Origin of the sequence: Bathymodiolus japonicus methanotrophic gill symbiont (assembly GCF_019721995.1) — a bacterium.
Classification (GTDB): domain Bacteria; phylum Pseudomonadota; class Gammaproteobacteria; order Methylococcales; family Methylomonadaceae; genus Methyloprofundus.
Genome location: NZ_BLYC01000061.1, coordinates 1 through 16100 on the forward strand (window position 1 = coordinate 1; position 16100 = coordinate 16100).

The 16100-nt window shown below is 40.4% G+C and carries 19 protein-coding genes and 3 pseudogenes; 15 read left to right on the forward strand and 7 right to left on the reverse strand.

What is annotated here, in order from left to right:
- Window positions 1-474: 474 nt before the first annotated feature.
- A pseudogene (locus tag K6984_RS27475) lies at window positions 475-1269 on the forward strand (IS30 family transposase); the annotation flags it as partial.
- A 146-nt stretch (window positions 1270-1415) separates the two neighbouring features.
- Window positions 1416-1973 (forward strand): tyrosine-type recombinase/integrase, encoded by a 558-nt coding sequence (locus K6984_RS27480; protein WP_221898259.1) that lies wholly within the window; start codon window positions 1416-1418, stop codon window positions 1971-1973.
- A 62-nt stretch (window positions 1974-2035) separates the two neighbouring features.
- Here the strand turns inward: K6984_RS27480 and K6984_RS27485 are convergent, their stop codons facing one another.
- Window positions 2036-2302 (reverse strand): hypothetical protein, encoded by a 267-nt coding sequence (locus K6984_RS27485; protein ID WP_221898260.1) that lies wholly within the window; start codon window positions 2300-2302, stop codon window positions 2036-2038.
- Between the two features lie 310 nt (window positions 2303-2612).
- Here K6984_RS27485 and K6984_RS27490 point away from each other — a divergent pair, with 310 nt between their 5' ends.
- The 4 genes and pseudogenes from K6984_RS27490 to K6984_RS27500 all read left to right on the forward strand — a co-directional run bounded on the left by K6984_RS27490 (window position 2613) and on the right by K6984_RS27500 (window position 7446).
- Window positions 2613-3779, forward strand: coding sequence for an IS3 family transposase (locus K6984_RS27490; RefSeq protein WP_087870166.1), 1167 nt, complete (start codon window positions 2613-2615; stop codon window positions 3777-3779).
- Between the two features lie 310 nt (window positions 3780-4089).
- A complete protein-coding gene (locus tag K6984_RS27495; RefSeq protein ID WP_221894571.1) occupies window positions 4090-5388 on the forward strand; it encodes a transposase in 1299 nt (432 codons plus the stop codon).
- Window positions 5389-5396: 8 nt separating this feature from the next.
- A pseudogene (locus tag K6984_RS31790) lies at window positions 5397-5644 on the forward strand (hypothetical protein); the annotation flags it as partial.
- A 635-nt stretch (window positions 5645-6279) separates the two neighbouring features.
- The gene (locus K6984_RS27500; RefSeq protein ID WP_087870166.1) at window positions 6280-7446 is read left to right on the forward strand and encodes an IS3 family transposase; all 1167 of its coding nucleotides are present in this window, start codon (window positions 6280-6282) and stop codon (window positions 7444-7446) included.
- On the opposite strand, the gene K6984_RS27505 is transcribed toward K6984_RS27500, so the two are convergent.
- Window positions 7414-7671 carry a hypothetical protein gene (locus K6984_RS27505; RefSeq protein WP_221898261.1) on the reverse strand — a complete coding sequence of 86 codons (258 nt, stop codon included), beginning with the start codon at window positions 7669-7671 and terminating at the stop codon, window positions 7414-7416. The two genes, K6984_RS27500 and K6984_RS27505, sit on opposite strands and share 33 nt — an antisense overlap.
- Window positions 7672-7961: 290 nt before the next feature.
- On the opposite strand from K6984_RS27505, the gene K6984_RS27510 reads away from it, so the two are divergent.
- The 5 genes from K6984_RS27510 to K6984_RS27525 all read left to right on the forward strand — a co-directional run bounded on the left by K6984_RS27510 (window position 7962) and on the right by K6984_RS27525 (window position 11890).
- Window positions 7962-8666 (forward strand): glycosyltransferase, encoded by a 705-nt coding sequence (locus K6984_RS27510; RefSeq protein ID WP_221898262.1) that lies wholly within the window; start codon window positions 7962-7964, stop codon window positions 8664-8666.
- Window positions 8667-8881: 215 nt separating this feature from the next.
- The gene (locus K6984_RS27515) at window positions 8882-10180 is read left to right on the forward strand and encodes a transposase (RefSeq protein ID WP_221893851.1); all 1299 of its coding nucleotides are present in this window, start codon (window positions 8882-8884) and stop codon (window positions 10178-10180) included.
- Window positions 10181-10195: 15 nt separating this feature from the next.
- A complete protein-coding gene (locus K6984_RS27520) occupies window positions 10196-10447 on the forward strand; it encodes a hypothetical protein (RefSeq protein WP_221898263.1) in 252 nt (83 codons plus the stop codon).
- 4 nt (window positions 10448-10451) lie between these two features.
- Complete coding sequence (locus K6984_RS35220) at window positions 10452-10574, forward strand: hypothetical protein (RefSeq protein WP_263458899.1); 123 nt, start codon at window positions 10452-10454, stop codon at window positions 10572-10574.
- A gap of 50 nt (window positions 10575-10624) precedes the next feature.
- Window positions 10625-11890, forward strand: a complete 1266-nt coding sequence (locus K6984_RS27525) for a transposase (protein ID WP_221898264.1) — start codon at window positions 10625-10627, stop codon at window positions 11888-11890.
- Window positions 11891-12071: 181 nt separating this feature from the next.
- On the opposite strand, the gene K6984_RS27530 is transcribed toward K6984_RS27525, so the two are convergent.
- Window positions 12072-12686, reverse strand: coding sequence for a hypothetical protein (locus K6984_RS27530; protein ID WP_221898265.1), 615 nt, complete (start codon window positions 12684-12686; stop codon window positions 12072-12074).
- A 304-nt stretch (window positions 12687-12990) separates the two neighbouring features.
- Entirely contained in the window at window positions 12991-13119 is a 129-nt protein-coding gene (locus K6984_RS35225; protein ID WP_263458596.1) for a hypothetical protein, read from the reverse strand.
- 18 nt (window positions 13120-13137) lie between these two features.
- Between K6984_RS35225 and K6984_RS27535 the strand changes: the two are divergent.
- Window positions 13138-13530 (forward strand): annotated as a pseudogene (locus K6984_RS27535) (IS6 family transposase); the annotation flags it as partial.
- A 47-nt stretch (window positions 13531-13577) separates the two neighbouring features.
- On the opposite strand, the gene K6984_RS27540 reads toward K6984_RS27535, so the two are convergent.
- Genes K6984_RS27540 through K6984_RS27550 form a run of 3 tightly spaced genes read right to left on the reverse strand, consistent with a single transcriptional unit; the run spans window position 13578 to window position 15030 of the window.
- Entirely contained in the window at window positions 13578-13862 is a 285-nt protein-coding gene (locus tag K6984_RS27540) for a hypothetical protein (protein ID WP_221897526.1), read from the reverse strand.
- Window positions 13863-13896: 34 nt separating this feature from the next.
- Window positions 13897-14520, reverse strand: a complete 624-nt coding sequence (locus K6984_RS27545) for a transposase (RefSeq protein WP_221898266.1) — start codon at window positions 14518-14520, stop codon at window positions 13897-13899.
- Complete coding sequence (locus K6984_RS27550) at window positions 14521-15030, reverse strand: hypothetical protein (protein ID WP_221898267.1); 510 nt, start codon at window positions 15028-15030, stop codon at window positions 14521-14523.
- Between K6984_RS27550 and K6984_RS27555 the strand changes: the two genes are divergently transcribed.
- The 3 genes from K6984_RS27555 to K6984_RS27565 form a co-directional block, all read left to right on the forward strand.
- Complete coding sequence (locus tag K6984_RS27555) at window positions 14987-15217, forward strand: hypothetical protein (RefSeq protein ID WP_221898268.1); 231 nt, start codon at window positions 14987-14989, stop codon at window positions 15215-15217. The genes K6984_RS27550 and K6984_RS27555 overlap by 44 nt on opposite strands.
- A gap of 114 nt (window positions 15218-15331) precedes the next feature.
- The gene (locus K6984_RS27560) at window positions 15332-15637 is read left to right on the forward strand and encodes an N-6 DNA methylase (RefSeq protein WP_230988318.1); all 306 of its coding nucleotides are present in this window, start codon (window positions 15332-15334) and stop codon (window positions 15635-15637) included.
- Window positions 15638-15905: 268 nt separating this feature from the next.
- On the forward strand, window positions 15906-16100 hold a 195-nt coding region (locus K6984_RS27565; RefSeq protein ID WP_221898269.1), incomplete at its 3' end, for a hypothetical protein.

Below are 16100 nucleotides of genomic sequence, written 5' to 3' on the forward strand. Positions count from 1 at the left end.
TTAATCATAATAATGCACACTGCTGTGTTAGAGTAGAGTGTTAAGCTTGGGCTCAATCACTGTTTGTCCTATCAGATGAGTCCAGCTCTATTTAGCTTTTTTTCGTAGCCACCGCCTTTTCAATCCGTCATGTTCCTACGTGATTTTTGTGATAGCATATCTCATTTTGTTCTTGAGCTGCTAATAGATCCTCTTTGTAATCTTAACGGCTTTGGAGGGCTCCATTGCTATTTCTGCATTGTCTAAGAATATTTTTTCCAGTTTTGTAGGTTCTTAGGTGTGATGTTATTTGCACTGGCAATTTCTTGCAGTGTTTTTTTCATTCTTTAAAACTTCTAATACCAACTTGCTTTTAAATTCAGCACTGTAGACCGTTCTTTTTCTGCTCATTTTAATACTCCAATTTTTTACAAATAGTAACTAATTTGGAATAAGATTGCTTTGATTTCTTGTCTGGATTTGCTGGGGGATTACAAAGCTAAAGCGACTAAATTGACTGGCTATATAGAGGCGATGATAGAAAATTATCTTCGTGAAGACTGGAGTCCAGAACAGATAGCTGGCAGGCTAAAAAGTGATGGAATTATAAGTCTTCACCACGAAACAATTTACCACTATATATTGGTCGATAAAAAAGTAGGAGGTCATCTGTACAAATATCTCAGACACCAGAATAAAACCTATCGAAAACGTTACGGTCATGCACGAAACCGAACGGGAATACCTAACAGAGTTGATATTGATGAAAGACCCGATGTGGCAAACAGGCGTGAACGAGTGGGTGATTGGGAAGCGGATACTATTATTGGAAAAAACCATAAAGGAGCGATTGTGACCTTAGATGATAGGAAGTCAAAGCTCAGACTGGCCTTTCCATTGGCTGGTAAAAAAGCGGAAGCTGTAAAGGATGCAATGCTTCTCTTATTTAAGCCAATACAGAGTTTTGTAGAGACGATTACTTTCGATAATGGGAAAGAATTTACCCAGCATGAAAAGTTGGCAAAAGAGCTAAAATGCAGCACCTATTTTGCCAAGCCATATCATTCATGGGAACGAGGACAAAATGAGAATGCTAACGGTTTATTACGCCAATATTTTCCAAAAGCAATGGAGTTAACAGGCGTAACAATTAAACAGGTTTTCGATGCTGTTGATAAACTAAATAGCAGACCAAGAAAATGCTTAGATTTTAAAACACCCTATGAAGTTTTTGAAAAATTGACTGGAATAAATGTCAGAAATTTAATGGGCTATGCACTTATGACTTGAATTCAGGCTTGTTAAAATTCAACTCTAAGTTGCTTTATGGAATAAAGCGACTTAGAACCCCCCGTAAAATGTGACATCCTAAAAATTCACTTTATAATAGTTGTAAATTAATCAAATTTAAATAAATTACAACATAGGATTGAAACATGGCCACCGTCAATGCAGCCGACCAAGATGAGTTCAATATGATCCATAAATCCTTATTGAGACATCACACAAATTCTCTTTATGCCGACACCTGGAAAATAGGCGGTAACTTAGGATTACGCATAGGCGATTTGTTAGACATAAAATTTGCTGATCTGGATTTAGAGAAGCGAACCTTATCCCTGGTGGAAGGTAAAACCCAAAAGCCTAAAACCTTGCGGCTAAATGAAGTCGTCATTGATTTGGTCAATAAAAGACACGAGCAATGGCCTGATGATATTTACCTGTTCCAATCACACAGCAATCGAGCCACCAAGGATCAGCCCGTTACTTCTGTTAGTGTTGGTAGAGCCTTTAAAAAAGCCGGTGAGATTCACGGTCTAAAGATCAGCACCCACTCCATGCGCAAAAGCAGAGGTAAGGTACTGTTTGATGCGGGCGTTCCTGTGGCAAAGATCAGCAAGATCCTTAACCATTCCAGTGAAGCAGTCACACTGCGCTATCTTGGTATTAGCCAGGAAGAAGAGCAACAAACCTATGATGATTATGTACTCTAGCGATTCAATAAAACAGACGGCAAAAGCTCCTTCAGTCAGCGAATGACTGAAGGAGCTTTCTATTAAACTTGCTGCATTTGATAAGCATTCCGTGCATCCGACAAAGCCTGCGCTTCAGATGGATTAAGTAATAATGTATCTAAATCAACGGAGACAACAATACGAAATTCAGCATCAAATTCAGCGTCTATACCTTCTTGTTCTAAATACTTTAAATAATGACTCACTAAGCTAGGATCAGTTTTGTTCCGCCCTGTCTTGGCCTCTATCTCTGAAAATGGAATTTGAAACTCCTGATCTACACGCCCCGTATAAGCAACATTACTCAAAATGCACTGCTTAAAGCTTGAAATTACCTGCTGGATATACTCTAAATCATCATGGTTCATTGGTGGTTCCTTATTAATAGAAAAACGCTTCGAAGTGCTTTCTGCACATTAGATACTATTAATGGACGAATGGTACAATTGACAACGTACCTGTTCCTTTAGTTAATAACTCCCTATAAGCTATGAACCGAATTTATTTAGAGCTACACCAAGAAGCTGAAAATCTATAATCCCCCAGCAAATCCAGACAAGAAATCAAAGCAATCTTATTCCAAATTAGTTACTATTTGTAAAAAATTGGAGTATTAAAATGAGCAGAAAAAGAACGGTCTACAGTGCTGAATTTAAAAGCAAGTTGGTATTAGAAGTTTTAAAGAATGAAAAAACACTGCAAGAAATTGCCAGTGCAAATAACATCACACCTAAGAACCTACAAAACTGGAAAAAAATATTCTTAGACAATGCAGAAATAGCAATGGAGCCCTCCAAAGCCGTTAAAGATTACAAAGAGGATCTATTAGCAGCTCAAGAACAAAATGAGATGCTCACAAAAATCGTAGGAAAAATGACGGTTGAAAAGGAGTGGCTCGAAAAAAAGCTAAAAAGCTTGGACTCATCTGATAGAAAACAGTTGATTGAGCCCAAGCTTAACACTCTACCTCTAACACAGCAGTGTGCATTATTAGGATTAAATAGAAGCAATCTCTATTACAAAAAAAGAGAGAATAAAAAGAAAGAAGAGATCAAAACTCAGATTAATCACATTTTTAAAGACATCCCTATTTATGGTGCGGCTAAAGTACACCAGCAGTTGCTTGAAGGTGGTTTTAAAGTCAGTTTAAACACGGTGGCGAGTTATCGGCAGCAGATGGGCTTGAAAGCCGTATTAGCGGTAAAACAAGTCAATACAACGATCCCCATAAAAGAACATAAAAAATATACTTATAAGCTTAGAGATCTTGATATATCACACGCTAACCAAGTTTGGAGTACAGATATAACCTATATTAAAACCAAAGAAGGGATGGTTTATTTAGCGGCGATTATTGATTGGCACTCAAAAGCAGTGCTCGCCCATAAAATATCAAACACAATGGATTCTTTTTTAGTTATGGATGTATTAGATGAAGCGCTTTCTCTCTACGGAACACCTGAAATTTTTAATACGGATCAAGGCAGTCAATACACCAGTGAAATTCATACCCAACGACTAAAAAACAAAGGCATTACTATTTCTATGGATGGAAAAGGACGAGCAACGGATAATATTTGTATTGAACGGTTTTGGCGAAGTGCAAAATGTGAGCGTATTTATTTAAATGAATATGGTTCAATTAGAGCGTTAATAGAAGATGTTGATGACTATATTGAGTTTTATAATCATCAACGGTTTCATGAAACCCTGGACTATAAAAAACCAATGAATGTATATAGAGAAAGTATTTTAGCTAATGAACAGCAGAATGAAGCGGCTTAGGAATATGGAATAAGGATTGTTGAAAAATCTGTCTTGACTCTTTGGGGTGCTATAAAGTGACGAAAGACTAATTATGCCATCAGTGTTCCCATTGAAAGAAGAAGTACCTAAACAAAGCAGCCTATAACCTACCTGAAGGTAGCACCACTCGAATATTTCCATCTTTTTGATTTTAATCACTTATAACAGCAAATAGACACTCTGTAGGCACCGTAAAAAAACAACAAATAATTTCAAATAAAGCTTGCAATTGCCGAAAAAATTTTTCTAAAAATTTCCGTTTTAATCACCTCATAAACGGATATCACCCATGCTTAAAGACCTACCACTCTCTGAACATATTCACCAACACTGCAATGAAAGTATGGAACGTGCCCTGTTAGCAGAGCGTCATCCTTTGTGGGCTCGTTCATGCCCAGAGTTGAAGGATATCGACTTTATTCGCCTTGGGTTATTACGCTGTATCAGTGTAGTCGATAGTGGTCGCCATTTCCTCCAAACCAATGAACAGATTTATGGCCAGCTGCTTCCCCACTCAACGTATTTTAAATCACTGAAGTCGCATAGACGAACAAGTATGCTTGAGGCATTTGAACAGCAGAGCTATCATCTTCACGCTGAAACACTGCTATCGCAAGGCATTGATTATCTTAAAGCATTCCCGGAACTTGACGAATACACCATAGAAGCAGCGGATGGACATTTTATTGATCATGCCTGCCATACTGAAAAAAACAGCAAGGGGAAAGTTTATGCGGCCGGGGGGATTTACGCGTTGAATCTCAGAAGTGGGTTGCTCAGATTTCTTTGTCTGGTGACAAACGGAACTCAGAGGCATCAAGAAATACCTGTGTTACGAGATCATATTGAAAAGCAAAACAAGGGAAATAACAGCTCTCAGAAACATCTCTATGTCTACGATAAAGCCGTCACCGACTTTGTCTGGTGGGATCGGCAGAAACGACATGCTAATTACATGATTTCAATGCTAAAAGAAAATTCAATTGCGACTCTGGTTGAGTCTATCCCTTTTGACTCCCGCCATGAGATCAATACAGGGGTTGAAGCATACAGTGTGTACGAAAACAAGGGCATCAAATTTAACGTGGTGGATTACCGTGATCCAGAAACCGGAAAACTTCACCGGTTTGTGACAACCTTGCCAATGACTATTAACCCTGGAACCATTGCCATGCTGTATTTCAAGCGATGGACGATTGAAAAGACATTCAATAACACTAAAAGTAATTTCAAGGAAACTAAAGCTTGGTCTTCCAATACCCGCTCACTTGAAAATCAAATGCGCCTGACTGCAATGAGCTATAATTTAATGCGCGTATTTGAAGAGATTTCAAAAACACAACAGCCAGAATTGATTCATCCATCGGATAAAAAATATAGCGAGGCTCTGGAGATAAGGCAGCAACAGGCTCAAAAACGAGATCGTTTTGTGAATCCATTATTTTTCCAGGCAAGAATATCTCGTATCAGCTCGTATACCATTCGGGCAGTTCAAAACGCAATAATAACAGGAATGTCTTTACAGTGCTTTATGAGCTCTCTTGTGGCGAGGTTAGTTTCACGGCCTCAATTGATAGGGGAACACTGATGGAAACGGTAGTGAACTTTATCGTGCGCGCGGTAGATGAAATCTTAAAAACGGAATTTAAGCTAGCTAAAGGTTTAGCCGATACCAGCAAAACCACCATACAAGTTGAAGTTCCGGTGATTAAAGGGCGTGGTAAACACAAAGCCACCCGCCTGGAAAAGTCGATAAACAAGTACATAAGGTACAGATACTAGATCCTGCAACCGGCACAGGCACGTTTCTAGCTGAAACCATTAAGCATATTTACCAAGATTTTAACCCATCTTCGTCACTATTGATGATGTAGTTGTTATAAATCAATTGGTTGAAATTTTAAAAAGTAGCCAGTTGGCACTACAGATTTTGTGTTTTTGTATAAAACGTTGGATTTTTTAGAGTATTTTTGTCGCATGTAAATTACACTCAAATAATGATGATTTTTTTGACAAAAGTCAATGAATTTATCGACAAAAATAATATAAATGACACTACAAAACTTTCAAAAAAAACACCATTGATTTTAAAGAGAATTTTTCGACAAAAAATCGCTTAAACCGATGAATCAATGGCTTAGAAAGATGAAAGTGACGAAGATGGGTTAAGCGAATTGATGATTTTTGAGATGCGCGATACAGCCGTAGGCCGTCAGGTTTGTCGGAGTCTGAGCGTTGCGCAGCGTGAGACATAATGCCATTCAGACATGGCTTCAAGTCATTTAAGGCCTATGTTCCACCCCTTGTCGGGTCGGGACGATGCAAAGACATCGGGCCGCCGGCATAGGGTCGCAGTTATTTTTGCTGCTTGCTTCCCTCGGGATGCCCAGACACTATAATCCCCCAGCAAATCCAGACAAGAAATCAAAGCAATCTTATTCCAAATTAGTTACTATTTGTAAAAAATTGGAGTATTAAAATGAGCAGAAAAAGAACGGTCTACAGTGCTGAATTTAAAAGCAAGTTGGTATTAGAAGTTTTAAAGAATGAAAAAACACTGCAAGAAATTGCCAGTGCAAATAACATCACACCTAAGAACCTACAAAACTGGAAAAAAATATTCTTAGACAATGCAGAAATAGCAATGGAGCCCTCCAAAGCCGTTAAAGATTACAAAGAGGATCTATTAGCAGCTCAAGAACAAAATGAGATGCTCACAAAAATCGTAGGAAAAATGACGGTTGAAAAGGAGTGGCTCGAAAAAAAGCTAAAAAGCTTGGACTCATCTGATAGAAAACAGTTGATTGAGCCCAAGCTTAACACTCTACCTCTAACACAGCAGTGTGCATTATTAGGATTAAATAGAAGCAATCTCTATTACAAAAAAAGAGAGAATAAAAAGAAAGAAGAGATCAAAACTCAGATTAATCACATTTTTAAAGACATCCCTATTTATGGTGCGGCTAAAGTACACCAGCAGTTGCTTGAAGGTGGTTTTAAAGTCAGTTTAAACACGGTGGCGAGTTATCGGCAGCAGATGGGCTTGAAAGCCGTATTAGCGGTAAAACAAGTCAATACAACGATCCCCATAAAAGAACATAAAAAATATACTTATAAGCTTAGAGATCTTGATATATCACACGCTAACCAAGTTTGGAGTACAGATATAACCTATATTAAAACCAAAGAAGGGATGGTTTATTTAGCGGCGATTATTGATTGGCACTCAAAAGCAGTGCTCGCCCATAAAATATCAAACACAATGGATTCTTTTTTAGTTATGGATGTATTAGATGAAGCGCTTTCTCTCTACGGAACACCTGAAATTTTTAATACGGATCAAGGCAGTCAATACACCAGTGAAATTCATACCCAACGACTAAAAAACAAAGGCATTACTATTTCTATGGATGGAAAAGGACGAGCAACGGATAATATTTGTATTGAACGGTTTTGGCGAAGTGCAAAATGTGAGCGTATTTATTTAAATGAATATGGTTCAATTAGAGCGTTAATAGAAGATGTTGATGACTATATTGAGTTTTATAATCATCAACGGTTTCATGAAACCCTGGACTATAAAAAACCAATGAATGTATATAGAGAAAGTATTTTAGCTAATGAACAGCAGAATGAAGCGGCTTAGGAATATGGAATAAGGATTGTTGAAAAATCTGTCTTGACTCTTTGGGGTGCTATAACTATCGACTACACTGATACAGCGTAATAACCCAAGGCGAATAAAGTCGATATCCTTCAACTCTGGGCATGAACGAGCCCACAAAGGATGACGCTCTGCTAACAGGGCACGTTCCATACTTTCATTGCAGTGTTGGTGAATATGTTCAGAGAGTGGTAGGTCTTTAAGCATGGGTGATATCCGTTTATGAGGTGATTAAAACGGAAATTTTTAGAAAACCTTTTTCGGCAATTGCAAGCTTTATTTGAAATTATTTGTTGTTTTTTACGGTGCCTACAGAGTGTCTATTTGCTGTTATAAGTGATTAAAATCAAAAATATGGAAATATTCGAGTGGTGCTACCTTCAGGTAGGTTATAGGCTGCTTTGTTTAGGTACTTCTTCTTTCAATGGGAACACTGATGTTATTTTAAGTACTTTATACCACGTCGCTTACAAAAACTGGCGTATGGGTCCGGGATTTTGCCTAATGTAAAAGCGCATCCATTGCTGTTTATTCAAGTTCCTTTCTTTTTGCTCAGTCAGTTTGTTCTCTGTTATCGATTAGTGAAAAAGCTAAAACCTGCACTGATCCACGCTCACTGGGTTTTTCCACAAGGCAGCATCGCAAGTTTGATTGGTAGATTAACTAATACGCCTGTAATTATTACCGCTCATGGAGGTGATGCTTTTGCACTACAGGGTTCGTTGCTCAACCGAATTAAACTATGGAGTTTGAGGAATTGCTTTGCATGGACGAGTAATACCTCGGCAACTGCAAATACTTTTTTAGGGAATATTGCGCAACCTGAAATTATTCCTATGGGGATTGATTGCCAGAGATTTGGCTTTGGTAATGCCCTGTTGTTACGCTCTGAATTAGCTAAAGGGACTACGATCTTATTATTTGTCGGGCGCTTGGTTAAGAAGAAAGGCGTTGAAGATTTGCTAAGTGCGTATGCTTTACTTTCCGCAGCACAAAAAAAGCAAACACAGTTATGGATTATCGGTGATGGATCCGAAAGGAAGGCATTAGAGGAGCTTAGCAGGGAATTAGATATAGATAATAAGCTAAGGTTCTGGGGTAAATTACCCAATGAACAATTGCCGGATTATTATGCCGCTGCAGATATTTTTATTGCGCCATCTATCATGGATTCCTCAGGAGATCATCAGTGTTCCCATTGAAAGAAGAAGTACCTAAACAAAGCAGCCTATAACCTACCTGAAGGTAGCACCACTCGAATATTTCCATCTTTTTGATTTTAATCACTTATAACAGCAAATAGACACTCTGTAGGCACCGTAAAAAAACAACAAATAATTTCAAATAAAGCTTGCAATTGCCGAAAAAATTTTTCTAAAAATTTCCGTTTTAATCACCTCATAAACGGATATCACCCATGCTTAAAGACCTACCACTCTCTGAACATATTCACCAACACTGCAATGAAAGTATGGAACGTTCCCTGTTAGCAGAGCGTCATCCTTTGTGGGCTCGTTCATGCCCAGAGTTGAAGGATATCGACTTTATTCGCCTTGGGTTATTACGCTGTATCAGTGTAGTCGATAGTGGTCGCCATTTCCTCCAAACCAATGAACAGATTTATGGCCAGCTGCTTCCCCACTCAACGTATTTTAAATCACTGAAGTCGCATAGACGAACAAGTATGCTTGAGGCATTTGAACAGCAGAGCTATCATCTTCACGCTGAAACACTGCTGTCGCAAGGCATTGATTATCTTAAAGCATTCCCGGAACTTGACGAATACACCATAGAAGCAGCGGATGGACATTTTATTGATCATGCCTGCCATACTGAAAAAAACAGCAAGGGGAAAGTTTATGCGGCTGGGGGGATTTACGCGTTGAATCTCAGAAGTGGGTTGCTCAGATTTCTTTGTCTGGTGACAAACGGAACTCAGAGGCATCAAGAAATACCTGTGTTACGAGATCATATTGAAAAGCAAAACAAGGGAAATAACAGCTCTCAGAAACATCTCTATGTCTACGATAAAGCCGTCACCGACTTTGTCTGGTGGGATCGGCAGAAACGACATGCTAATTACATGATTTCAATGCTAAAAGAAAATTCAATTGCGACTCTGGTTGAGTCTATCCCTTTTGACTCCCGCCATGAGATCAATACAGGGGTTGAAGCATACAGTGTGTACGAAAACAAGGGCATCAAATTTAACGTGGTGGATTACCGTGATCCAGAAACCGGAAAACTTCACCGGTTTGTGACAACCTTGCCAATGACTATTAACCCTGGAACCATTGCCATGCTGTATTTCAAGCGATGGACGATTGAAAAGACATTCAATAACACTAAAAGTAATTTCAAGGAAACTAAAGCTTGGTCTTCCAATACCCGCTCACTTGAAAATCAAATGCGCCTGACTGCAATGAGCTATAATTTAATGCGCGTGTTTGAAGAGAGTTCAAAAACACAACAGCCAGAATTGATTCATCCATCGGATAAAAAATATAGCGAGGCTCTGGAGATAAGGCAGCAACAGGCTCAAAAACGAGATCGTTTTGTGAATCCATTATTTTTCCAGGCAAGAATATCTCGTATCAGCTCGTATACCATTCGGGCAGTTCAAAACGCAATAATAACAGGAATGTCTTTACAGTGCTTTATGAGCTCTCTTGTGGCGAGGTTAGTCTCACGGCATCAATTGATAGGGGAACACTGATGCAGCGAATAGGAGATGCTCCAGCCGCCCTGCGTCCGCCACAGACTGAGCACAAAGCAGCTCAGTCATGCTACCACAAATGGCTCTACGGCTATTCGGGATAAAATTTTAGCCTCCCTCGCGCGCTATCGCGCACTTCGGATTGGCAAATTTCCCTGCGCCTTCTGGAGACTATCAGCCCGTCCGGGGCTGACAGCGAACGTATTTATAAAGTTTACAAGCAGAAACACAAAGGCTCCGGCGGGTATGTTAATGGACAAACGATAGTATATTGCTGCTAGTTACCTCATCCATTACAGTGCCTGTCGGTTTTTTCTTTTATATGCCGGATCCAGCCTTAAAGCAGTGGGATAACGGGGAGCATACTGCTAATGAACTCTGTTTGCTGGGCTAAGTTTGAGCGAGCAAGCCTTGGAGATTGCAAAGTAGCCGCATTATCCTGGGTTGTTTCGTAAAGCAAGTATACCCTGGGACTGGTTGCTACGGGTGAGTGTGGTCTTAATTTTAAAACGTTATGGCATTACTGAAGGTGTGTTGGCCTTTGATGAATCAGACCGAGCACGATCTAAGTCTACAAAACGTATTTATAAGGTTTACAAGCAGAAACACAAAGGCTCCGGCGGGTATGTTAATGGACAAACGATAGTATTATTGCTGCTAGTTACCTCATCCATTACAGTGCCTGTCGGTTTTTTCTTTTATATGCCGGATCCAGCCTTAAAGCAGTGGGATAAAGAAGATAAACGGTTGAAAAAGAGCGGTATAGCAAAAAAAGATCGGCCTATTAAGCCTGAACGTGACAGTGCCTACCCGACCAAAACAGAGATTGCATTAGGCTTATTAAAAGAGTTTAAAGTTGCGCATAGCCTGATTAAAATTAAAGGCGTACTGGCTGATGCGCTTTATGGTGAAAAAGCCTTTATGGACGAAGCCGCTAAAGAATCTGGAGGCTCGCAGGTGATTAGCCAATTAAGTAAAAACCAAAATATTGAATATAGAGGTAGAATAAGGTCAGTCGAGAGCTACTTTAATTCGATTAACAAAGGCATTGATCAGATAATACGTGTACGTGGCGGCAAAGAGATTAAAGTGACTGTCAGCAGTGCACGATTAAAGGTGAGTTCACACAGTAAAAAACGCTTTGTCATTGCCTTAAAATATGACGGTGAAAACGACTATCGCTATTTAGTGGCGACAGACCTGACTTGGCGCACACAAGATATTATTCAAGCCTATACGTTGAGATGGCTGATTGAGGTTTTCTTTGAGGACTGGAAGCTTTATGAAGGATGGGGGCGTGAGGCCAAACAATTAGATGAAGAGGGATCAAGCCGTGGCCTGATTCTGAGTCTTTTGTTTGACCATTGCCTTCTCCTTCACCCAGAGCAAATAGCCCGCATTGAAAGCAAACTACCTGCGTATACCGTAGGAAGCTTACAGCGCAAGTCTCAAATGGATGTACTGCTTGAGTTCATCACGTCATTGCTAGAGTTTCCAGATCCTGGTGATAAGCTGAAAGAGTTAGGTGAATTAATAAAGGATGTGTTTCAACTGATGCCATCAGGAAAACATATGATTGGCAGATATTTAGGGCGCTTAGCCCATCTTCGTCACTTTCATCTTTCTAAGCCATTGATTCATCGGTTTAAGCGATTTTTTGTCGAAAAATTCTCTTTAAAATCAATGGTGTTTTTTTTGAAAGTTTTGTAGTGCCATTTATATTATTTTTGTCGATAAATTCATTGACTTTTGTCAAAAAAATCATCATTATTTGAGTGTAATTTACATGCGACAAAAATACTCTAAAAAATCCAACGTTTTATACAAAAACACAAAATCTGTAGTGCCAACTGGCTACTTTTTAAAATTTCAACCAATTGATTTATAACAACTACATCATCAATAGTGACGAAGATGGGTTAGGGCCAACAGCATCATTAAAGTATTGTTCTGCTGGGTGAAGGTAAGAGTTTGATGGCAATGGGATGGAAAAACTTGAACATCGAGTATTACCAAAAAAAGCAATATATTGTTTATTTGGTTTAACAACGACTTCACCAAAATCCAAAGTTTCTAATTTTAGGTTCTCATAAATCTCAATTATGTTTGTTGGCTTATTATCTAAATGATCTGATTCAGTATAGGTCTTAACTTCTTTTGAAACTGTTAATATAGTTGAATCGAGAGCTGATATAGTGTTAATGCTTTCCGTTTGTTGATTAGCCTTAATTGGAAAATACATTACAGTGTCGTTTTCAAATTTCTTTATTTCCCACAACTCAATTGGTAAGTCTTTGAAGTTTATAGACTCCTTTTGGTAAACGGTGTAGGTAGGTGAAATAAATATCACCTTTGATTGAGACCAATCCACATCCGCTGTCAGCCCCGGACGGGCTGATAGTCTCCAGAAGGCGCAGGGAAATTTGCCAATCCGAAGTGCGCGATAGCGCGCGAGGGAGGCTAAAATTTTATCCCGAATAGCCGTAGAGCCATTTGTGGTAGCCATGACTGAGCTGCTTTGTGCTCAGTCTGTGGCGGACGCAGGGCGGCTGGAGCATCTCCTATTCGCTGCGTAGGTGAACGAATTACGGCGACAGGAGTCCCGGAATTTCGTGAGGTAGCATGGCGCGCCTGAGTGGTCGCGTTAAGTTTTTGCTGCTTGCTTGGGCTGGGATGCCCAAAACAAGCTTTCGCAAAAATAGCGACTCCCCGAGATAGCCGTAGGGCCGTTATTTTGTCGGAGTCTGAGCGTTAGCGAAGGTGGAGACAAAATAAAAGGCCATCCGACACGGCGTCAAGTCATTTGGAGCCTATGTTCCGACCCCTTGTTGGGTCGGGACAAGGTGACGAGGACGAATCGGGGCCGCCGGAGGCATAAGTGGTCGCGTTAAGTTTTTGCTGCTTGCTTGGGCTGGGATGCCCAAAACAAGCTTTCGCAAAAATAGCGACTCCCCGATTTATACCGAGCTGTTGATAGTCACGGGGATACGCTTGATTTCATGCTTTCTGAGCACCGTGATGAAGAGGCTGCAACCGCATTTTTTAAACAAACGATTAACAATAATGGCTTTCCTGATAAGGTCGTTATGGATAAAAGTGGCGCTAACTATGCAGGATTAGCCAATATTAACCTCTTGTTAATCCTCGCTGGGTTTGCCACTATGATTGACATATTACAAGTTAAATATTTGAATAACATCATCGAACAGGATCATCGCTTTATCAAAAAAATAACAAAACCGATGATGGGCTTTAAAGCGTTTCACTCCGCCCAAGCAACAATTGATGGAATTCAAACGGCACATATCATCCGAAAGGGGCAATTGTCTGAGGAAAATATTCCTGCTTATACTCGATGTTCAAGTTTTTCCATCCCATTGCCATCAAACTCTTACCTTCACCCAGCAGAACAATACTTTAATGATGGTGTTGGCTCTAAGCGCCCTAAATCTCTGCCAATCATATGTTTTCCTGATGGCATCAGCTGAAACACATCCTTTATTAATTCACCTAACTCTTTCAGCTTATCACCAGGATCTGGAAACTCTAGCAATGACGTGATGAACTCAAGCAGTACATCCACTTGAGACTTGCGCTGTAAGCTTCCTACGGTATACGCAGGTAGTTTGCTTTCAATGCGGGCTATTTGCTCTGGGTGAAGGAGAAGGCAATGGTCAAACAAAAGACTCAGAATCAGGCCACGGCTTGATCCCTCTTCATCTAACGCTGAAAATCAGGGAAACGGAGCTTAGCGAAGTGGTGATTTTTAGTCCCTGATAGGCGACAGGGCAATTCGCTGATTCGACGTGTGCTAGCAGCACGCGAGAGGAGCAAGAATTGCATTCCGAATAGCCGTCCAGCCAGTGAGGTAGTAATGACGAAGCGGCTTTTGTGCGTAGTCGTTGCGGACGCAGGGCGTTCAGGGCATCTCCCATCCGCTGCGTAGGTGAACGAATTATGGCGACAGGAGTCCCAGAATTTCGTGAGGTAGCATGGCGCGCCTGATTTTGGTTTTTACGTAATTGGCTAATCACCTGCGAGCCTCCAGATTCTTTAGCGGCTTCGTCCATAAAGGCTTTTTCACCATACAGCGCATCAGCCAGTACGCCTTTAATTTTAATCAGGCTATGCGCAACTTTAAACTCTTTTAATAAGCCTAATGCAATCTCTGTTTTGGTCGGGTAGGCACTGTCACGTTCAGGCTTAATAGGCCGATCTTTTTTTGCTATACCGCTCTTTTTCAACCGTTTATCTTCTTTATCCCACTGCTTTAAGGCTGGATCCGGCATATAAAAGAAAAAACCGACAGGCACTGTAATGGATGAGGTAACTAGCAGCAATCATACTATCGTTTGTCCATTAACATACCCGCCGGAGCCTTTGTGTTTCTGCTTGTAAACCTTATAAATACGTTTTGTAGACTTAGATCGTGCTCGGTCTGATTCATCAAAGGCCAACACACCTTCAGTAATGCCATAACGTTTTAAAATTAAGGCCACACTCACCCGTAGCAACCAGTCCCAGGGTATACTTGCTTTACGAAACACCCAGGATAATGCGGCTACTTTGCAATCTCCAAGGCTTGCTCGCTCAAACTTAGCCCAGCAAACAGAGTTCATTAGCAGTATGCCCGTTAAACAAGCGCCCAACCAAGCGGCTTGAATCCGTGTCAAAGCGGCTCCGGGTTTTAGCTGATTGAGCGCATCATTTAAATCGTCAATATAGCTTTGGATAAAGCAGGCGCGCCATGCTACCTCACGAAATTCCGGGACTCCTGTCGCCATAATTCGCTCACCTACGCAGCGGATGGGAGATGCCCTGAACGCCCTGCGTCCGCAACGACTACGCACAAAAGCCGCTTCGTCATTACTACCTCACTGGCTGGACGGCTATTCGGAATGCAATTCTTGCTCCTCTCGCGTGCTGCTAGCACACGTCGAATCAGCGAATTGCCCTGTCGCCTATCAGGGACTAAAAATCACCACTTCGCTAAGCTCCGTTTCCATGATTTTCAGCGGTGGCTGGGGCATTCATTAACATGGGCTTACACCGATAAAATTACAACAACCTCAGAATACCTGATTTTACCTTCTCAATATCAAAAACTTGAACATCGAGTTATAAGCAGTTTATGGCTTTAGCAGGATAGTTATGCCTGAAGACCAGAAGGTCTGTGCTTCTGATAATTATTGCGACAGAACCGTTATAGGACTGCCCTGCAATCTTTTTATATCCACAGGAATCCCCGTATGTATTTTGGTGCTAAAGAAAGAGAGAAAAGATAAGGATATTTTGTTCATCAACGCCCAAGGCCACTTTGGAAAAGGTAAACGTGAGAACCGATTACGGGAGGGGGTGGATGGGGATCCAAACGATATTGAGGAAATAGTAAATTGTTATAGGAATAGGTCAGACAATATTAGATACTTCCCGGAAGGTAGGGCTGACAGAGATTGAAAAAAACGATTTCAATCTAAATATTTCACGCTACGTTAATACCGCAAAACCCGAGCCCGTAGTTGATTTAGAGGAAACTAACCTTAAATTAAAAGCCTTAGAACAGGCATTTTTAACGGCAAAAGAAAAGCATAATAAACAGCTTAAGGAGTTGTGATTGCCTCCTATTTAGAAATCTTGAGACCCTATTGGGCGAAAACCTATGACGTAGAATTGGAATATTTAGCCCTTAGTAAGTAATAATTAATTAGGATAAGAAGAATGAAGAATGAATAATAAAATAAATAATAAAACAAACACTAAAATAGTAATAGGTACATTAGCCTTAGCATTATCTACCACAGCAACTGCATACCAAGCTGGTGATCCGCCAGAACAAGAAGGGCAAATCGAACAAATAACATTGAGCCAGTTGGCGGCTTATGATGAAGCTATAGTTGAGCGTAAAAAGACATGTGAAGAA

Coding starts and splice junctions, on each gene's coding strand:
- K6984_RS27480 (WP_221898259.1), top strand. CDS start 1,416: ATGGCCACCGTCAATGCAGCCGACCAAGATGAGTTCAATATGATCCAT.
- K6984_RS27490 (WP_087870166.1), top strand. CDS start 2,613: ATGAGCAGAAAAAGAACGGTCTACAGTGCTGAATTTAAAAGCAAGTTG.
- K6984_RS27495 (WP_221894571.1), top strand. CDS start 4,090: ATGCTTAAAGACCTACCACTCTCTGAACATATTCACCAACACTGCAAT.
- K6984_RS27500 (WP_087870166.1), top strand. CDS start 6,280: ATGAGCAGAAAAAGAACGGTCTACAGTGCTGAATTTAAAAGCAAGTTG.
- K6984_RS27505 (WP_221898261.1), bottom strand. CDS start 7,671: ATGCTTAAAGACCTACCACTCTCTGAACATATTCACCAACACTGCAAT.
- K6984_RS27515 (WP_221893851.1), top strand. CDS start 8,882: ATGCTTAAAGACCTACCACTCTCTGAACATATTCACCAACACTGCAAT.
- K6984_RS27520 (WP_221898263.1), top strand. CDS start 10,196: ATGCTCCAGCCGCCCTGCGTCCGCCACAGACTGAGCACAAAGCAGCTC.
- K6984_RS27530 (WP_221898265.1), bottom strand. CDS start 12,686: ATGGCTACCACAAATGGCTCTACGGCTATTCGGGATAAAATTTTAGCC.
- K6984_RS27555 (WP_221898268.1), top strand. CDS start 14,987: ATGGGAGATGCCCTGAACGCCCTGCGTCCGCAACGACTACGCACAAAA.
- K6984_RS27560 (WP_230988318.1), top strand. CDS start 15,332: ATGCCTGAAGACCAGAAGGTCTGTGCTTCTGATAATTATTGCGACAGA.